This is a genomic window from Clostridium sp. AF37-5, assembly GCF_003477605.1.
Classification (GTDB): Bacteria; Bacillota; Clostridia; order Lachnospirales; family Lachnospiraceae; genus Eubacterium_F.
Map to the genome: position 1 here is coordinate 91,952 of NZ_QUDR01000004.1, position 19,053 is coordinate 111,004.

At 41.2% G+C, this 19,053-nt stretch carries 18 protein-coding genes; 7 read left to right on the forward strand and 11 right to left on the reverse strand.

Features of this window, described 5'->3' with window-relative positions; all coding sequences use genetic code 11:
- Positions 1–65: 65 nt before the first annotated feature.
- Positions 66–1,058 (forward strand): protein kinase, encoded by a 993-nt coding sequence (locus DW019_RS04005; RefSeq protein WP_181975019.1) that lies wholly within the window; start codon positions 66–68, stop codon positions 1,056–1,058.
- 10 nt (positions 1,059–1,068) lie between these two features.
- Here the strand turns inward: DW019_RS04005 and DW019_RS04010 are convergent, their stop codons facing one another.
- Positions 1,069–2,514 carry a fibronectin type III domain-containing protein gene (locus DW019_RS04010; RefSeq protein WP_147324433.1) on the reverse strand — a complete coding sequence of 482 codons (1,446 nt, stop codon included), beginning with the start codon at positions 2,512–2,514 and terminating at the stop codon, positions 1,069–1,071.
- Between the two features lie 185 nt (positions 2,515–2,699).
- On the opposite strand from DW019_RS04010, the gene DW019_RS04020 reads away from it, so the two are divergent.
- Complete coding sequence (locus tag DW019_RS04020) at positions 2,700–3,284, forward strand: class I SAM-dependent methyltransferase (protein ID WP_117479184.1); 585 nt, start codon at positions 2,700–2,702, stop codon at positions 3,282–3,284.
- On the opposite strand, the gene DW019_RS04025 is transcribed toward DW019_RS04020, so the two are convergent.
- Entirely contained in the window at positions 3,281–3,778 is a 498-nt protein-coding gene (locus DW019_RS04025) for a hypothetical protein (protein WP_117479185.1), read from the reverse strand. The genes DW019_RS04020 and DW019_RS04025 overlap by 4 nt on opposite strands.
- Positions 3,779–3,913: 135 nt before the next feature.
- On the opposite strand from DW019_RS04025, the gene DW019_RS04030 reads away from it, so the two are divergent.
- Both DW019_RS04030 and DW019_RS04035 read left to right on the forward strand, forming a co-directional pair.
- A complete protein-coding gene (locus DW019_RS04030) occupies positions 3,914–4,273 on the forward strand; it encodes a BlaI/MecI/CopY family transcriptional regulator (RefSeq protein ID WP_117479186.1) in 360 nt (119 codons plus the stop codon).
- 15 nt (positions 4,274–4,288) lie between these two features.
- Positions 4,289–6,343 carry a M56 family metallopeptidase gene (locus DW019_RS04035; protein WP_117479187.1) on the forward strand — a complete coding sequence of 685 codons (2,055 nt, stop codon included), beginning with the start codon at positions 4,289–4,291 and terminating at the stop codon, positions 6,341–6,343.
- 75 nt (positions 6,344–6,418) lie between these two features.
- Here DW019_RS04035 and DW019_RS04040 read toward each other — a convergent pair whose 3' ends face one another.
- Positions 6,419–7,444, reverse strand: coding sequence for a sugar kinase (locus DW019_RS04040; RefSeq protein WP_022377040.1), 1,026 nt, complete (start codon positions 7,442–7,444; stop codon positions 6,419–6,421).
- 32 nt (positions 7,445–7,476) lie between these two features.
- Positions 7,477–8,115 carry a bifunctional 4-hydroxy-2-oxoglutarate aldolase/2-dehydro-3-deoxy-phosphogluconate aldolase gene (locus DW019_RS04045; RefSeq protein ID WP_022377039.1) on the reverse strand — a complete coding sequence of 213 codons (639 nt, stop codon included), beginning with the start codon at positions 8,113–8,115 and terminating at the stop codon, positions 7,477–7,479.
- Between the two features lie 169 nt (positions 8,116–8,284).
- On the opposite strand from DW019_RS04045, the gene DW019_RS04050 reads away from it, so the two are divergent.
- The gene (locus DW019_RS04050; protein ID WP_118442593.1) at positions 8,285–9,028 is read left to right on the forward strand and encodes an IclR family transcriptional regulator; all 744 of its coding nucleotides are present in this window, start codon (positions 8,285–8,287) and stop codon (positions 9,026–9,028) included.
- Here DW019_RS04050 and DW019_RS04055 read toward each other — a convergent pair.
- The 4 genes from DW019_RS04055 to DW019_RS04070 form a co-directional block, all read right to left on the reverse strand.
- Positions 9,018–9,656 (reverse strand): hypothetical protein, encoded by a 639-nt coding sequence (locus tag DW019_RS04055; protein ID WP_117479189.1) that lies wholly within the window; start codon positions 9,654–9,656, stop codon positions 9,018–9,020. The genes DW019_RS04050 and DW019_RS04055 overlap by 11 nt on opposite strands.
- 33 nt (positions 9,657–9,689) lie before the next feature.
- On the reverse strand, positions 9,690–10,082 hold the full coding sequence (locus tag DW019_RS04060) for an HI0074 family nucleotidyltransferase substrate-binding subunit (RefSeq protein ID WP_118442594.1): 393 nt from the start codon (positions 10,080–10,082) through the stop codon (positions 9,690–9,692).
- Complete coding sequence (locus DW019_RS04065; RefSeq protein ID WP_022377035.1) at positions 10,069–10,374, reverse strand: nucleotidyltransferase domain-containing protein; 306 nt, start codon at positions 10,372–10,374, stop codon at positions 10,069–10,071. The genes DW019_RS04060 and DW019_RS04065 overlap by 14 nt, the downstream gene beginning before the upstream one ends.
- Before the next feature lie 87 nt (positions 10,375–10,461).
- Positions 10,462–12,612 carry a M64 family metallopeptidase gene (locus tag DW019_RS04070; RefSeq protein ID WP_118442595.1) on the reverse strand — a complete coding sequence of 717 codons (2,151 nt, stop codon included), beginning with the start codon at positions 12,610–12,612 and terminating at the stop codon, positions 10,462–10,464.
- Positions 12,613–13,045: 433 nt separating this feature from the next.
- Here DW019_RS04070 and DW019_RS04075 point away from each other — a divergent pair, with 433 nt between their 5' ends.
- Together DW019_RS04075 and DW019_RS04080 are read left to right on the forward strand one after the other, a co-directional pair.
- Positions 13,046–13,504: a ferritin-like domain-containing protein gene (locus tag DW019_RS04075; protein WP_022377833.1), complete on the forward strand. Its 459-nt coding sequence runs from the start codon at positions 13,046–13,048 to the stop codon at positions 13,502–13,504.
- A gap of 398 nt (positions 13,505–13,902) precedes the next feature.
- On the forward strand, positions 13,903–14,961 hold the full coding sequence (locus DW019_RS04080) for a hypothetical protein (RefSeq protein ID WP_118442596.1): 1,059 nt from the start codon (positions 13,903–13,905) through the stop codon (positions 14,959–14,961).
- Between the two features lie 5 nt (positions 14,962–14,966).
- On the opposite strand, the gene DW019_RS04085 is transcribed toward DW019_RS04080, so the two are convergent.
- From DW019_RS04085 to uvrA, 3 genes are all read right to left on the reverse strand, one after another.
- Complete coding sequence (locus DW019_RS04085) at positions 14,967–15,506, reverse strand: hypothetical protein (RefSeq protein ID WP_117479193.1); 540 nt, start codon at positions 15,504–15,506, stop codon at positions 14,967–14,969.
- A gap of 102 nt (positions 15,507–15,608) precedes the next feature.
- Entirely contained in the window at positions 15,609–16,193 is a 585-nt protein-coding gene (yfbR, locus tag DW019_RS04090) for a 5'-deoxynucleotidase (protein ID WP_117479194.1), read from the reverse strand.
- A 1-nt stretch (position 16,194) separates the two neighbouring features.
- Positions 16,195–19,029 carry an excinuclease ABC subunit UvrA gene (gene uvrA, locus DW019_RS04095; RefSeq protein WP_117479195.1) on the reverse strand — a complete coding sequence of 945 codons (2,835 nt, stop codon included), beginning with the start codon at positions 19,027–19,029 and terminating at the stop codon, positions 16,195–16,197.
- Between the last annotated feature and the right edge of the window lie 24 nt (positions 19,030–19,053).

Below are 19,053 nucleotides of genomic sequence, written 5' to 3' on the forward strand. Positions count from 1 at the left end.
CATATGAAATAAAAATGGCTTGTACCAAACATTTCTGCTATAATATTCTCAAAGGGGGTTTTATCATGCCATCGGAAAAAGAAAAATTTGTAACCAAACAATATGTCCCTATGGGCGAGCCAATCGTGCAGAATGATCACACGATTATTTACCATGTGAAATGTCTTTGTGAGCCGGGCAAACCGGACGGCATTTTGAAAATGTACCGCCAGCAGAACCGCGAAGCACTTTACAAACGGTTGTATCAGCTTGATTACAGCGAGTGGCCGCACATTTATAATGTGAAATATTTTGATGGAAATACTTTAGTCGTAGAAAAATACTTAGAAGGAAATACTTTAGAAGAACTTCTGAAACAGAACAAAGAAAATAACACTGTTTTTTCCGAAGAAGAAGCCTACCGAATTATGAGTAAACTCTGCGAATGTATTGCAGGATTACTGCGCCCGGATCCGCCAATTATTCATTCCGATATCAAACCAAGTAACATTTTTATCACCTCAGCAGGCGCTGTAAAACTGCTTGATTTTGTCAATGATAAAACACCAAAAAGAAAACACGAAAAGAAACTTATTTCTCTGCTTGGCATGATTTTTCACCGAATGCTTACAGGCAGCGCACCGGCAAACAAAAAATGCACTTACGAAGGACGATACGAATCCGTCATCCGTAAGTGCTTAGAGAAAAATCCTGAGCAGCGCTACCAAAGCATTTCCGAGCTGAAAGAAGACCTCAAAGAGGCAAAAGAACGTGCGCCAAAAAATATTGTTTCAAAAACCGCCGGAATTCCTTATGCGCTGACGTTTCCTTTTCAAGGAGCCATTCTTGCCTTTGAGTGGATTCTTATCTGCTTCTTTTTAAAAAAGGAGCAGACGTCTGCTATGTGTCTGTTTGCTATTGCTTTTTTCATTCATTTTGTACTTTTTTTAGCAAGACGCCATGCATTTTTCCAAAAACGAAACATTCAAATCAGCACCGCACGCAAAGCCCTCCCGCTGCTGATTCTTGCTCTTGTGCTCGCTTTGCTGTCACAGATTGTTCCTTTCTTAATTTTTTAATGAGAACACATTACTCAACCAGTTTACTTTCTTTCATGGCAATTACTCGGTCAACCGGATATTTACAGCTCTTATAATAACTGGATGAAAATAGGGCATATGTGTATGTTCCATACACTGCTGCACCCTTAACCATCGGCGGCATCGTCGTCACTTTCATCGCCGTATTTTTGAGAACCTTTCCATTACTCTTTGGCGAAGCAAAGGACGGTTTATAAGTGCGAAGTTGTGAAATATAACCGCTTTTCGCCTTTTTCGTACGGTAACTTCTCGTCAAAATCATCGTACCTGCTGAGTCAAACGTGATTCCCTGAGTTTTGCTTGGTACATCCATGGTATAAGCCGGTGAAAGAGAAGGCAATGTTGCCTTATTATTAACCTGGTAACCTTTCATCGTCGATGTTGCCTGACGGAATGTTCCAATCCACAACACATTGTTGTAATATCCCATAAAGGACGCTGTTGAATCCAGTGTTGAAATACTTTTGTATGCTGCCAATTCTGTATAAGAAGTTCCCGCATTTACTGCATTTGTCACAACAGAATATGGGAAACTGGCAACCGCCTTTCCTTTAGAAATCCATACATTCGTTCCATCATAGGCAATTCCACCCACTTTTGCTTTACTTGGTAAAACAATGGTTGTAATATATGATTTTGATGAGCGGCTTACAACATAAACCACTGAATTCAGCTCTTTTTTGTAATCATATGCCGTAATGAGGAAATAACTGCCTGCCAAACACAATCCCTGAGGTACCATCGTTGTACAGGAAAATCCGGCAACATTTGTCGTCTTCATGCCCGGTATTGCGAAACTTTTATTATAATTCATGGCACTTCTCATTTTTTTGTATGTCTTATAAGCCGGTGATTTCGTAAACGCAGCCTTTGTGCTGTATTTCTTGGCACCCTTTGATGTCGCTGATACTGCGGCCGTCTTAGCAGAAACCGCTGTGGATAATTTACCTTCAATTTGTGTTCCTGATACTTCACAGTATGCAGCCACACGATAATAATAAGTCGTGTTCTGTGGCAGGGATTTAATCAAATAACTAACTGTATCTGCCCCTTTCACAACTGCTGTCTGCTGATATACGGATTCGGAGGACTTACGAGAATAAATATAATAACCACTCGCTCCTGTCACCTTGTTCCACGAAAGCATAACCCGGTTTGAACCACCTCTTGCCGTCACTGTCGGCGCATCCAATTCATATAATGTCGGATTCACTGTGGCTGTTGCAGCCGGCGTCGCACTTGCTGTTGCAGTCGGCGTCGCACTTGCTGTTGCAGTTGGAGTCGCAATCGAAGCAGCACCTCCGCTAGCTGTCCCCGGGGTACCGGTTCCTCCCTCTTTTTCCGTGTTAGCCGCTGCCTGCACGGGTACCATCGTAACGAAAAGTGCCAATGTAAGACAGCCGGCAATGCATTTCATCCATGTTTTCTTCTTCATGTATGTAGCCTCCCTTAAATTTGATGACCTCACTATAACGCAAGAATTTGTCAGGCAAATGAAAAAACAATGTCACTTTTTTGGCATTATAAAAGAAATGTTGTGATATCGAAAAAAATCCGCTATACTCAAAAAGAAAAATTTGTTTTAACGGCGTTACCGATTATAAGAAATGAGGATATACAATGACAGATAAAGATTTATGCATAGAAACCGAAGAAATACAGACCGACGGCAAAGATACCTATTACTGCCATCGTTACGAACCAACACCTTATGAAGTTTTAGATGAGTTATTCACCTTTTACACACCGAATAAAACAGATGTCTTCGTTGACTACGGATGCGGCATGGGACGTTTGAACTTTTATATAGAAAAGAGGTATTCTCTATGTTCTACAGGCGTAGAGTATTCGCCCGTTTATTATGATAAAGCTCTGGAAAACAAAAAAACATATAACGGAAGCAAAGACAAGATACACTTCGTAAATTGTAAAGCCGAAGATTATCTTGTCTCAAAAGAAGAAACTGTTTTTTACTTCTTTAATCCGTTTTCACCGGAAATTTTTCACGGTGTTATTAACCGTATCTTGGATTCGTTTGAAAAATATCCAAGAACCATCACACTCATTCTCTACTATCCGGAAGATGACACTGTTTTTTATTTGGAGCGTCATACAACATTTGAGAGGATAGATGAAATTGCTGCCTCTGACGCCGTTTACAAAGACCGTAGAGAGCGATTTTGCCTTTATCGGATTACTATCTAGGAATCTGCCCCTTCTGCCGGACTGCAGTAACGCTCCCAAGACGCTTCCGATTTTTCAAACACAACACAGAACCAGTATGTGTCAACTTCCTCTTCGTCTTCTTCCTGCGGCACATCAATGCCAAACTCGGCACTTTTTCTGCCATCAATTTCACCGAGAACAACCGTAAACACCGTTCCTTTTTCAAAACGGGATACTACCGATTCCACCGCCGGTTCCGGCACATCTTCATCCAGAATTTCTCTTTGCAGATTTCCATCCGCATCATAATATTTCATACCCTCTTTTACAAGACGCTTCATCTGCGCCTGTAAAAGCGTAAGCGTTATTTCTCCACAATACATATCCTGAAATCTGCCATTCTGCGAATTTCCAGCTTTTACAGTGGCACCACCAAAAGTAAATGTCACCTCATCCTCGCTCATCTGAAAAGAAACAATCGGCGAATCATCAAATGACAACTGCTCGAATTCATCTACACATCGAAACTTCATATTACTTTCCTCCATTTATTATCTGCCTTTTAGTATACCCAATTTTTTCTCACTTGACAAGTTGGTTTATATGTTATAAACTTAATTTAGTTTATAGTTTATAAACCAACAAAATAATAAAGGGGGATAATTTTTATGAAAGGAACTGTTATGTCGGAGAGTGAATTATCATTTGCCCGCATTGTATGGGAAAATGCACCACTTCCTTCCGGTGAACTGGTAACTCGCTGCAACGAAGAACTCGGATGGAAAAAACCGACCACTTACACCGTTTTGAGAAATCTCTGTCAGGCGGGTATTTTTGAAAATAAACAAGCCATGGTTTCTGTACTTGTTTCCGAAGAAGATTATTTGGCAAGAGAAAGTGAGCAAATCGTAAATGAGCGTTTCGGCGGTTCTATTTCACATTTTGTCACTGCTTTTGCCACAAAAACAAAATTAGATAAAGAACAGATTCAGGCCTTACAGGATTTTATTGACCACTGTGAAGAATAGGATGGGAGGAGTTTTATGGATTTGTCATCATTTTTAACCTTTCTTGGTGAGCGCACTTTTTTTGTCAGTATTACGATTTTAGTATTACTTGCCATCCGTCCTCTGGCAAAAAAGCTGCCTAGAAACGGCATGTATTTTCTGTGGGTCATTTTAGTACTCCGCATATTGTGTCCGGTAAACTTTACCGGCATTTACCACCTGCTGCCTGCTGCCAATGCCACGAACGCCCAAATAAAACAGGAACTTTCCTTTGGCGGTGCCATGAACCAATACCGCCTAAGTCCGGTGCAGCAAAAACGGTTTCAAAGCAAGCAGCAAACCGAACCATCCGTTCTGACACATTCGCTCCCTGAAAAACAACCAGAAGAAATCCGGGACTTTTCTCTTTCGGATAAACTTCCCGCCTTTCTATTTATTTTGTGGCTTAGCGGGGTTTTTGTCTGTGTCTTTCATCTTTTTTATTCTTATTATAGGGATAAAAAAATGTTAAAAACGGCGGTAAAAACAAAAAACTGCTGCTATATCCATTCGGGACTTGATACGCCATTTGTCTTTGGCTTTTTCAAACCACGCATTTATATACCGGAAAACACAAAAAACAGCGCTTATAAATTTTTGCTCGCTCACGAAAAATATCATATCCGCCGTCAGGATTTCCGTATCAAGCCAATTGCCTTCTTTGCCTTTTCGCTGCTGTGGTTTAATCCTCTTGGCTGGGTTGCCTGGCATCTGATGCAGAAGGACATGGAAATTTCGTGCGATGAAGCAGTCATTAAACAGATGCCTTTTGAAGAACGAAAAGCTTATTCGCATCTACTGTTGCAAATGGCAGCCGCCAAAAGCCGCCCTCTTTGCACCAATGCAGCGTTTGGCGCTGATATTATTGAAGAAAGGATTTTGCATATTATGAAATTCAAAAAACCAACAAAACTTATCACATGCTTTACCGTAATCGCGGTTTTTCTGTGTGCCTGCGGTGTCGGCTCGACGCCGGTTACAAAGGAAGAGAGCTCTACCAATGCTCCTTCTCAAAAATCGCCCGACGTATTTGTAGAGAATGCCATCAACTGCCCGCAGATGGATGACAACAATTACGTTTATTATTACAGCAGACTTATGTTGAATCCAAAGAAAAATCTCGTGTGGCTTGGCTCCAAATACAACAAAAACTCTTATGAATTTGTCTCTTACATGATGTTTGAGAAAAAGGAAAATTCATTTGAAGAGGTCGAAACAAATTGGAGTGACACATTAAACGAAACAATGAAAAACAGAAGCGGCTACATATATGATTCCTGGTACGCCTCCGATGAATCCCTTTATGTCGTAATCATGGAAACAAGCATGAACCCTCTTATTTATAATGCGAACCAGGAAAAATATAAAAAACAGTATGAAGAGCTGAATCCACTGTTATTCCACATTTCAAAAGATGGGAAAACAGCAAGAGAAATCGATTTATCCGCTCTCGCCTCACCAAACGGAGAAAAAAATAAAGACCTGGCAGTTGCTTTTATCCCTCTTTCGGACGGCCGCTATTTAGTAAATTCATTATCCGACGACACCCCGGAAAAAGGATTGGTATTTGCAGAATCTACGGATACCGTTGTTAAAAAAATGTCGAATCGTATCCGGGGCAATGCAATTTCCTCAATTCAGACCGGAAATGATTTTCTCTGTTATGTTGCCTATCAAGGAAATGAGGACCTTGTCACTGTAGAAGTGCAGGATTACAACGAAAAGAATAAATACTCTCTCGATTGTTCGGCAGCCTGTGATAATGGCACTGCATCCTATGCAAATTGCCATTTTGCACTTGGTGTATGGGAGGATGAAATTCTTCTTGTTTCAAAAAAAGGAGTATTTCGTGCTGAATATGGCGACAAAGCCTTTACAAAGGTTACTGATTTTAAAACAGATAACATCTACTACCTTACCTTGGACCGCTACCAGATTGATCGACTCGCCATGTGGGTCACAGGCGAAAATTCTTTCTATCTTCTTCTTAATCCGACAGATAACGAGAAGACAAGTGACTACAAAATCGGTTATTACACCAAAGGAAAATAAACATGACAAAGGGAGCAGTAAATCTGCTCCCTTTGTCTTTATACATTATTATATAGGAAAAACAAAAAGTAATTATTATCTCTGTACACGACCGGAGCCATCGCCACCAGCCAGTTTCAAAACTTCATCCATGGAAACCATGTTGTAATCTCCTTCGATGGAGTGTTTCAAACAAGAAGCAGCTACAGCAAACTCGATTGTTTCCTGTGGACCATACTCGTTCAGGCAGGCACAAATCAAACCGCCGCCAAAGCTGTCGCCACCGCCTACACGGTCAACGATATGCATTTTATATTTCTTGCTGAAGTAATAATCTTTTCCATCATACAACATAGCGGACCAATTATTATCATTTGCAGAAATGGACTCACGGAGAGTAATTGCAACTTTCTCAAATCCAAAACGGTCTGCCAACTGTTTGGCAACATCTTTGTAACCCTCACGGTTTACTGTACCTGTTGTAACATCTGTACCTTTGGAAGTAATACCAAATACATCTGCGGCATCCTCTTCATTAGCGATACATACATCAACATACTGGCAAAGTTCAGCCATCACCTTACCTGCTTTTTCTTTACTCCACAATTTATTGCGGTAGTTCAAATCACAGGAAATCGTAACACCTGCTTCTTTTGCAGCTTTACAAGCCTCTAAACAAATCTCAGCAACTTCATCATTCAGTGCAGGAGTAATTCCGGTAAAATGGAACCACGAAACACCTTCAAAAATCTTTTTCCAGTCAAAATCTGATTTAGAAGCTGTTGCAATGGAAGAACCTGCACGGTCATAAATAACTTTGGATGGTCTCTGGGAAGCACCTTTTTCCAAATAGTAAATACCGACACGGTCACCACCGCGCACAATATCTGTTGTGTCAACACCATATTTTCTCAAAGAATTTACAGCAGCCTGACCAATCTCATGTGTAGGAAGTTTTGAAACAAATTTTGCATCCAAACCATAGTTTGCAAGGGAAACTGCAACGTTTGCCTCACCACCGCCAAAAGTTGCACCAAGTGTATCTGCCTGTACAAAACGATAATATCCTTCCGGTGCCAGTCTCAACATCAATTCACCAAATGTAACTACTTTCTTTGCCATTTTCATTCATCCTCCAAAATTCTTTTTAATAATTAACCGCGGATTTTCTTTACCAATGCGGCTGCATCAGCGGTCATTTTCTGAATCTCATCAAATTTACCGGCTTTTACCAAATCACCTTTTACCATCCAGCTTCCGCCGCATGCTAAAATACGGTCATACTCAAGGTACTCTTCTACATTGTTCAAATTAATACCACCGGTTGGCATAAACTGAAGCATTGTATAAGGAGCTGCAACTGCCTTAATCATCTTCAAACCGCCTGCCGGCTCAGCAGGGAAGAATTTTACGACGTCAAGTCCCATCTCAATCGCCTGCTCCATCTCACTTGGTGTCTGTGTACCAGGTGTAACCGGAATGTCACGGTCGATACAATACTTTACAACTTTCGGATTAAATCCAGGACTTACAATAAATTTAGCACCGGCAGCAACTGCACGGTCTACCTGCTCAGTTGTCAAAACTGTTCCTGCACCAACAAGCATTTCCGGATACTTCTCAGAAATGATACGAATCGACTCTTCAGCTGCTTCGGTACGGAATGTAACCTCTGCACAAGGAAGTCCGCCCTCGCACAATGCTTTTGCCAATGGCTCTGCATCCTTTGCGTCATCAAGTACAACAACCGGAACAATACCAATTTTTTTGATTTCTTCTAAAACCTTGTTCATAATAGCCTCCATTTTTATCTTTACTTTTTTTGTATCATATGATATTCTACTATTGTTCCACATTGTGAAACGGTATTTCACATCGTGAACCATGATTTTATTATACTGCATTTCTTCTTATTGTCAACAAAAAAGCAGTAAAATATAAAGAAACAAAGGGAGAATTTTTATGGAATCCAAAAATCCAATTCAGGTTGCTGATAAATTATTTCTTGTTCTGGAAACACTTGCAAAGACCGGTCCGATTGGACTGTCGGATTTATGCCGAGAAGTTTCTTTGAACAAAACAACCGTGCACCGCCTGTTAAATTCACTTCTTTACATGGGATATGTGCGGCAGGACACGCAAACATCCCGCTACAGCTTAAGTTTTAAAATATGGGATATTGCAAACCAATTTGTCTCAAAAATTGATATTGTGGAAGAGGCTCGCCCAAGCCTTCGGGAACTCGCAGCGAAAACCGGCGAAACCGTCCATCTCGTGCAGATTGATGGGATTCATGCGATTTATATCGCCAAGGAAGAATCCGAAAATTCCGTGCGGCTAGTGTCTATGGTCGGCAAACGAATTCCACTCTACTGCTCCGGTGTCGGAAAAGCCCTGCTTGCCGATATGTCAAATGACGAAATCAAAAGCATCTGGGACAAGAGCGACAAAACGCCACTGACAGAGCATACTATCACGGATTTTTCAAAATTTATGCAAGAAATTGAAGAAACCAGAAAACGCGGCTATGCTATGGATAATGAAGAATATGAATTGGGCGTGCGATGCATCGCTGCAAGTATAAAACACGGTGAACAGAAGCCGCAATACGCATTTAGTATTTCAGCTCCCATTCACCGCATGGACGAAAAACGTATGAAAGAAATCGCCGAGTATGCACTCGCAATGAAAAAAATCAATCTTTAACGCGAACCGATGGGTTCAATGCAAAGACAAACAGAAGTGCCTGAACCGCTAACAGTGTGTTCAGCACTTTTTTCATTAGATTATAAAAGGTATCTAATGTAAGTGTAATATCTGCCGCACTCAAAAGTCTTATGGCTTCAACCATTTCAAAGCCAAAACTAAGCACTAAGAGAACACCGGCACAAAATGTCAGCGCCTTATTACCCCAGTTCTGATAATACAGGAAAAAGATAATCAAACAGATTAACTCAATCGCACCCAATATCATAAAACTTAATGGGTCTCCATTATCTCCGCGGTAATGAATCGGTATGTAAATTAAATTATCCACTGCTAACAAAAGCATCATCGCAAATCCAAGGATAATATTTTTATCTGCTCCATTTCCCTGCGCAATTTTGTGCACACCAAAAGCAAACATCAGTGCCGCCACAAAGGCAAATGGCGTAATCAGCAAAAACAAAATGACAACCGGCATCGATACATCATAATTGCTATAGTATTCACTTAACAAAAGAATTGCCTGCACCAACGTAAACGCTCCCAGGAAAAAAGTAATCAGCGTCAATACACGCACCGGCATTCCCCATTTTTTATCCTGCAATGTAATTGTGTGGTTTTCGTTCATCTAAATCCCTCCTGCATAAATATATTTTTAATTTTATAACCAGTTTTTCTGTATCTCATTAACTAGTTCTACAAACATATCGTAGTATTTTGTTTTAACCTGACGTATAATAATATCTAATGCAATCGCCTGATTATATGCATGTGCAACATTATTTCTTGATGTAAGTGCACTTAACCATAATTCTTCGTCTGCTATCATTCCCGCTTTATATGCCGTTTTCAGTACTGTACGCGGAGAACCTGTCGCTCCCTCTGCGTAACCGTGATATGTTAAAATCTCTTTCATTGCTTTCCATGCTTGTTCAAAACATATCTCATACAAGCCAACCATCCCTGTCATTTCCACATTTCCATATGGTGCCTGATAAGAATAAATGTCCTTTAAATTATGAATGGCAGCCTGCAAATTATCAAACTTTTTCATATATCACCATTCCCTCCCGTTTTATGGAGTCCAGCAATTCTGCCTGAATCGGTTTATCCAAATCCAGCACGTCAAACTGTAACAAAGTTGGAGTTTCTTCGTCCACCGCTAAAATAAACTGACTGCTATTGCCTCCATAAAACGCCAAATCTATATCACTTCGTTCTTTATAATCTCCCCTGGCACGCGAACCAAAAAGAATTAACTTTTTTACATCATTTTCCTTCGCCAGCCTAATTATTTCCTGTAAAACGTTTTGTTTGATACCTGTCTTCTCAGATAACTGCATCATTTTAACAATCTCCTATGCGTAATATTCTTTCGAAAACACCTTAACAATTATTATACACTAATTTACATTATAAAAAAACAATTAATTTTATTTACGAGTATAATAAGTAACCAAAACACCTTTTTTTACTTGCAGATAAACATTTTTCTTCATCCGTTTGTTTACTTTTTTTATTTTTTTCAAACTCATGGTAACTCTTGTTTTTCCTCTATCCCATTGCACACTTTTTACTTTTTTTGCAGCCAAAAACCTGATGGTTGACTTATCAAGCTTCAAAGTAATGTTTTTCTTTGATTTGCTTTTCAGCCTGACCGTAATATTCTTTCTTTGTCTGCCTGCCTTTTTCAATGCCTTTTTAACTGCTTTTTTGACAGAACGGCTGACATTTGAAGTATTTTTGCTGCCTGTTACTTTTACCACGACTACAATATTTGTCGTTTTTTTCAAGCCCTTCTTCTGCTTTATTGGAGTTGCACTAGGTGCCATTGTTGGCGTCACCGTCGGCGCTTCACTGGGCGTTATTGTCGGGGTCGCCGTTGGCACCACGCTAGGCGTAACTGTTGGTGTCGCTGTTGGTGTCACTGTTGGCACCACACTAGGCGTAACTGTTGGCGTCACCGTCGGTGCTTCAGTAGGCGTTATTGTCGGAGTCGCCGTTGGCACCGCACTAGGCGTAACTGTTGGTGTCGCTGTTGGCACCGCACTAGGCGTAACTGTTGGTGTCATCGTTGGCGTTTCCTCCGGCTGATCGGACTTTACCTGATAGTAATATGTAATATTGGTATCCGCCTCTGTCACTTTCAATTCATCTTGATTCAGGCTGTTTCCAGCCAAAATATATCCAGACAATTCCGGATTTCGCAGTATATAGGTAGAATTTTTCGGTACATACACAGTTGCCGTATCTGCACAAGGAAGCAAGGTACTTGTCCCGTCTGCATTCTTTACCTGATAATGAATGTTAACTCTGCTCCATTCCTGCTCCGCCGTTTTATCCGTTGCCAACACTTCTCCCGTATCCACATTGATAACTTTTCCATCCAGCCTATCACCATTTGACAAGCCATACACATCCGAAAACACAATAGAAAGTGATTCTCTTGCCTCATCCGGATTGTATGAATTACTGAGTGCCGGAATCGTGTAAGTCTTTTCTTCCTGATACTTAACTGTTTTACCATCGGCTCCAATAATCTGAAAGCTCATTTTCAAATGCTGCTCTCTGTTTACCAGATTTTGTACCACGGTGCGAAATTCCAAATCCGTATTGTTTGCCTTTGTTATATTTTTCTCGCTGATTCTATATTTTTCACTATCCCGGTCTAATGTTCCCGTTTTACTGTGCGGAATTGAAATTTCAGGATTACTGACATAAATTTCTGCCGGCTTACTGACATAATCCGTATTATTTAACTTCCTTGCCAATTCCATTTTACACACTTCACAAAAAGGCTGTCCCAGCCATCTCATCATACATTCGCGGCTCGGTGCAAATGCCGTTTCCGTTCCTGCCATTGTGACGCCAATTCCTCGAAATCCAAGCATTTTACTCCATTTAATCGTATCCGGATTCGAGGTATCCGAAGTATTTGGTTTATTCGTGTATCTCTCGTACTCATCCCCCAATCCACCAATACTATGAGCTGTTTCATGTGCCATAACCATCCCATCTTCATTGTCCTCTGAATTAGTGGAAAATGAAAACAAGGAATTTACTGAAGCACCATAACTGCCCTCTGAATTACACAGCACATGAATAGTTGCAACATTAGCCCCCCTGTCCAGATAATTTTGCTCCAAATCTTGTCTTAGTTCTTTTGCCTTCTCATCCCCACCATTTGAAAAGCCAGCTGCTTTTCCATAGACTTTAACGTGAAAATAAGTATCTGCATTCTTGCCCCCATACACACTAATTCCGGACTCGTTAGATACAGCCTGCACTGCATATATATTTATGTGGTCAGAATACTCTTTATACGGAGACCATCTTAACATTCCCTGTGCTTTCTGCTTCGCATCCTGTAAAAATTTGTCCTGTTCGTCTGCCGTGTAGCCATCTCCCATAATTACAATGACAAAATTTTCTTTATCATCACCTGTCTTATGAATCACATGGACCGGAAAAATAGTTTTCAGTGTTTCCTCATCTTTCGCTTCTGCTGTACGAAGTGAAAACAAGGAAAATAATAATGCCATACAAATTAACACTGCTTCCCACCGTCTCATGATATTTTTCATTTGAACACCTCTTCCTATGTATAATTTCAAAACGAAACTGTATGATCTTATTATATCTGTTTATTTCCATGCTTTCAACTAAATTTACACAAGGGTTTGTGTAAAGGGTTCGTTGGCACTTTTTCTGTTTTCAGTAATTCCGTAGAAAAGCTTTGCGTCTCGTGGGCACTCTCGCTCGTTGAGTGCGTAGCGGTATGGGCACTGAAACTACCAGTGCCACATACCGACGTACTCAAACCCACGAGTCGCAAAGTTTTTCTACGGAATTACTGAAATCCAAAGGAACCAGCAGCGAACATTTGTCACAAACCCGTCATTCCAAACTCAGTTTTTCTTATTTTTACTGGTAAAATTCATCCTTTAATATCACAATCAGTCATGAATATTTTTTCATCCTTTGTGCATACTAACAGAGGAAATGGAGGTAATTACGATGCAATTAACAGAACAGGAAACCAACGTAATCAAAGATTTACAGACACAGGAGAAAGCATGTGTTGACAAATACCGCTTTTATGAGCAGTCTGCCCATGACGAAGAACTAAAAAACTTATTTCACCGCATTGGTGATGAGGAGCAGGAACATTTTGACTCCTTAGGCATGGTGCTCAAGGGTGATGTACCAAATGTAAGTGCCGCCCGCAGCGGTATGGAGGGATACACGCCTTCCGAAAGTTACGCAGCAGGTAACAACTCTGAAGAGAAAAAGCATGACCAATTTTTATGTACCGACTGTATTGCAACAGAAAAACTCGTTTCATCCACCTATAATGATGATGTTTTCCGTTTTTCTGCCAGCAATATCCGAAGACTCTTAAATCACATCCAGACAGAAGAACAAAATCACGCAGAGATGATTTATAAATACAAAACGGCAAACAATATGGCATAGCCTGTCATAGTTTCCCCTCGCTGCGCATACAATGATACAAGGGTACCAAAGTCCAAACTCGTTCATGCTTGCATGATAAGAGGTTGGACCTTGGTACCCGCCAAACATGAGAAAGTAGCGATTTATGCAATAAATCTGCGGATTTCGAATGTTTGCAGGATTGCGGAAGTTGTGAAACAACGGAGCAATCCGTATCATTGTTTGCAATTCAGCAAGGCACAAAGTCCAAACTCGTCATGCTTGCATGATAAGAGGTTGGACCTTGGTACCCGCCAAACATGAGAAAGTAGCGATTTATGCAATAAATCCGCGGATTTCGAATGTTTGCAGGATTGCGAAAGTTGTGAAACAACGGAGCAATCCGTATCATTGTTTGCAATTCAGCAAGGAGGAATATTATGATACAAATTTTCAAAAGAAACAAGAAAATCACAAAACTATTTTTGTTACTGTTTTTTTTATGCTGCACTGCTTTTCTTCTTATTTTTTACATAGAATCGGACAAGCCCATAACAAAGAAAAAGCAAACGGCAGCAAAAACAACTGCGGACAAACCAACATCCATTTCTTATTGTGTGACTTCTCTTTCTGATGAAGAAGAATCGACATTGATTTATCATCCGACGGAACGTGTTTTGTCTCAGTTTATTCGCAAAAAAAATCAATATATCCGAAATATCTGGGATGAAAAATCCGGTTGGACGACTAACGTAGAATCATGGAAAATAAAGAAATCCGAAACACTAGAGCATTTTTCGTATAATACGAACGGGGCTCTCTATGCCTGCAAAAAGAAATGGTCAAAAGGCAAATTAGCAAAGCAATCCATTGTCTGTCTGCGAAATAACGGCAACATAAAAAATATAAATCTCATCCACTTAAACAACAAACAAAATACGGATGAAATCAAAGATATCCGGTGTAATGGCACTTCCATCGCCATCACCTATCAATACGGAAATGTAACAATATACAATTTATTAGAACGACTGGCATTTGGCGGCAGTTCCATAAGCGGTATGCCGGGGGAAAATATTTTTTATGATTTGCATTATTTAACAATTGAAACAAAAAAAACGACCGAAGAAATTTATCTGCGCGACTATGATATCCGCTCCGGTGAGGTCACACACACATTTCCACTGGGCAGTTTTGCACAAAAAAAAGAGGATTTCCACATCACAAATCTTGGAAATACTCTTTATGTTCTGACACCTCGTGGCTTATTTCGCGGAGAATGCGAAAGCAGTTCCCTGCAAAAACTGCTTGCATTCCGCGAATTACAATTACCACCGCAAAGCAACATTTTAACCATGTTTTCCGGTTCTGCCGATTCTCTCTACCTCGTTATCAAAGAAGCAGACGGCAGCAAATCCATTCGGCTTATTCATCTTCCAAGCCAAAATCTTTCAGACCAAAATCATCCCGAGTCAAATCATGCTACACAAAAGGTCTGACATGGCTATTTACCGGAAGAAGTGTCCTGCGAATTTTGTCCGGGCTGCCCCATGGCAGACATATCGGAAACGGTAATACTTGTTGCCTTCTCACCATCTGTCTCCACACTGACCATCTCTCCCGGATTAATTTCACTTACCGAGATTTCCGTACTTTCCTCACCGGATTTCTTATATATCTTGGTATCGCTGTCAATCTGGTAAGTCTTTGACTCACCTTTCTTTTTGCCACCATCCTTCGCATCTGCCGGTGGGGTTCCCTCCGGTTTCTTGCCATCATTATCCTGCTGCATACCAGCCGGTGGGGTTCCCTGCGGTTTATTCCCCTCGATTCCGGCAGCTCCTCCACTTGCTGCTTCCGGCTTTTTGTCATCCTGCTTATCCATAACTTCCATCACTATCTGCGTGTCTGAAACACTTGTCACACGCCCCATTACTGCATTTGTTGAACTCTCACTATCCTTTGAGCTACATCCGGAAATGTTCATAGCCGCCAAACACAAAATCAGACTGGTGCCTATTGCTCGAATCTTCTTTCCTTCCATATGTAACCTCCACTTCATATACAAATGATTTATTGTTATGGTCACATTGTATCGAAAGGAAATGGTCACTCTGTGTTTAGTCTGTGTAAAATGTGTGACCGATTATTTTGCCTGCAATTCGTCCAGTGTCAAATCATAGGCAGGCAGAAAATCCTGCATAAACACTTCAACTTCTTCCATATTCATATCATGCAGTGCTTTTTTCGTTGTTTCGTATGCCGTCTTAAATTCCTGATTGCCGGAATTTAATTCCTGCTTACATTTAATCAGTGCAGATAACTTATCTGCCGCTTTCACAAGACGCCACTCATATGCTTTGTCCTCCTGCGGGAAAAACAATTTCTCATAATGCTTTTTCATATAATCCGGCAGTTTATCCACCATCTTTTTACTCGCAACATACTCCACCCGTTTATAAGCTTCTTTGATATCATCATCATAATACTTGACAGGCGTAGGCATGTCTCCGGTAATGATTTCATTCGCATCGTGATACATTCCCATGAGAGCAATTCCATTGAAATCCACGTGTTTTCCACATTTCTCATTGGCTATGAGTGAAAGTCCGTGCGCTAACATCGCAACTTCCAGCGAGTGTTCACTAATATTTTCCTGAATAGAATTTCGCATAAGTGCCCATCGCTCAATATTTTTCATGCGCGCCATCATCGCAAAAAATGAATACATCCTAATTCTCCTTCAACATCTTTTTCATATAGTAACCCGTATAGGATTCTTCGCAGTTTGCCACCTGTTCCGGCGTTCCCTGCGTAACAACCGTGCCGCCGCGGTCACCGCCTTCCGGTCCCATGTCAACGATATAATCTGCCGTCTTAATCACATCCAGATTGTGTTCAATAACAACCACAGAGTTACCGCCTTCAGTCAGCCGCTGCAAGATTTCAATCAACTTATGAACATCCGCAAAATGAAGTCCTGTCGTCGGCTCGTCCAAAATATAAATGGTCCGTCCGGTACTTCTCTTACTCAATTCTGTCGCAAGCTTGATGCGCTGAGCCTCACCACCGGACAACGTAGTCGATGGCTGCCCTAATTTGACATATGACAATCCCACATCATACAACGTCTGAATCTTGCGGTGAATCGTCGGAATATTTCGGAAAAATTCAAGGGCATCTTCTACCGTCATATCTAACACATCGTAAATACTTTTTCCCTTATACTTAACATCCAGTGTCTCACGATTATACCGCTTTCCGCCACAAACTTCGCAAGGGACATAAATATCCGGAAGGAAGTTCATCTCAATTTTCAATATACCGTCACCACTGCATGCTTCACAACGGCCGCCCTTCACATTAAAACTAAAACGTCCTTTCTTGTATCCTTTTGCTTTCGCATCCGGTGTCGAAGCAAATAAATCTCGTATCATATCAAATACACCGGTATAAGTTGCCGGGTTTGAACGAGGGGTTCGTCCAATCGGAGACTGGTCAATATTAATTACCTTATCTAACTGCTCCACGCCTTCAATTCCTTTATGCTTTCCCGGGATACAGCGAGCCCGGTTTAATGTGCGGGTCAGACTCTTACACAAAATTTCATTCACAAGAGAACTCTTTCCGGAACCGGATACACCGGTCACGCAGGTCATTACCCCCAGAGGAATCTTGACATTAATATTTTTCAAATTATTTTCGCTGGCACCTTTTACTTTCAGATAACCTGTTGGTTTGCGTCTCTTTGCTGGCACAGGAATCTGCTTTTTCCCACTTAAATAAGCACCTGTAATCGACTCCGGCACTTTCATCAAATCTTCTGCCGTACCGCACGCAACCACGTGTCCGCCATTTTTTCCTGCTCCCGGTCCGATGTCCACAATATAATCCGCCTCACGCATGGTATCCTCATCATGTTCCACGACAATCAGCGTATTACCAAGGTCACGAAGTTTCTTTAACGTAGCAATCAACCGGTCATTATCCCGCTGATGCAGACCAATACTCGGCTCATCCAAAATATAAGCCACACCGACAAGTCCCGAACCAATCTGTGTCGCCAGGCGGATTCGCTGTGCCTCTCCGCCGGAAAGTGTAGCCGTCGCACGCGCCAGTGATAAATAATCAAGACCAACATCTACCAAAAATCCCAGACGCGAACGAATTTCCTTTAACACAAGACGCCCAATCTGCTTTTGTCTGTCGGTCAATGTCAATTCATCCATAAATTTCTTCAAATCTATAATGGAATATTCACTAATTTCTGCAATGTTTTTATCCCCAACCGTAACCGCAAGGGATTCTTTTTTCAACCGCTTGCCGCCGCAGACATGGCAGGGCGTAATCTGCATAAATGACTCATATTCCTGCTTCGTAGTCTCCGAACCGGTCTCACGATACCGCTTCTGTAAATTACCAAGCAGTCCCTCAAACGCAATATTATAAACACCGTGTCCATGTCTGCCGGTATAATGAACTTCCACACGCTGACCGCCGGTACCATACCAGATTAAGTCATGAACATCCTCCGGATATTCCCCATATGGTGTATCTAAATCAAATCCATAAAACTCTGCCATCGCATCCAAAATTGCACGACTGTAGCTATCCGGATTTACCACAGACTGCCATCCCGGTGCTGCAATCGCTCCCTGTGCAATACTAAGCGTCTTATCCGGAATAATCAAATCCTCATCAAACTCCATCCGGTAACCGATTCCATGACATTCAGGGCACGCACCAAATGGATTGTTAAACGAAAAACTGCGTGGCTCAATTTCATCTACACTAATTCCACAGTCCGGACAGGAAAAACTCTGACTGAAAGAAATTTTTTCTCCTCCAATCACATCGACAACCAATAAACCATCGGCTAACTTAAGCACCGTTTCAATAGAATCGGTCATTCGTTTTTCAATTCCTTCGCGAATAGAAAGTCGGTCCACTACAATTTCAATGTTGTGTTTTTTATTTTTCTCTAACTTGATTTCTTCATCCAGCGAATACAAATTACCATCCACGACAACGCGCACATAACCGCTGCGCTTTGCCTTGTCTAATACTTTTACATGCTCTCCTTTGCGGCCACGCACAACCGGGGCAAGCAGCATAATTTTCGTACGCTCCGGCAACTTCATAATTTCATCCACCATCTGGTCTACCGACTGTTTTTGGATTTCCTTGCCACACTTCGGGCAATGAGGAATTCCAATTCTGGCATATAAAAGACGGAAATAATCATAAATTTCCGTAACCGTACCAACCGTAGAACGTGGATTACGATTCGTCGATTTCTGGTCAATCGAAATTGCCGGTGGAAGCCCTTCTAAACTCTCAACATCCGGCTTCTCCATCTGACCTAAAAACTGTCTGGCATAAGAAGATAATGACTCCATATATCTTCTCTGTCCTTCGGCGTAAATGGTGTCAAACGCTAACGATGACTTTCCGGAACCGCTTAAACCGGTCAACACCACAAATTTATCTCTTGGAATATCCAAATCAATATTTTGAAGATTATGCTCTTTGGCACCTCGTATCCGTATTTCTCGCTTTGTATCCATACTAACCTCCATCGCTTTTTTGCT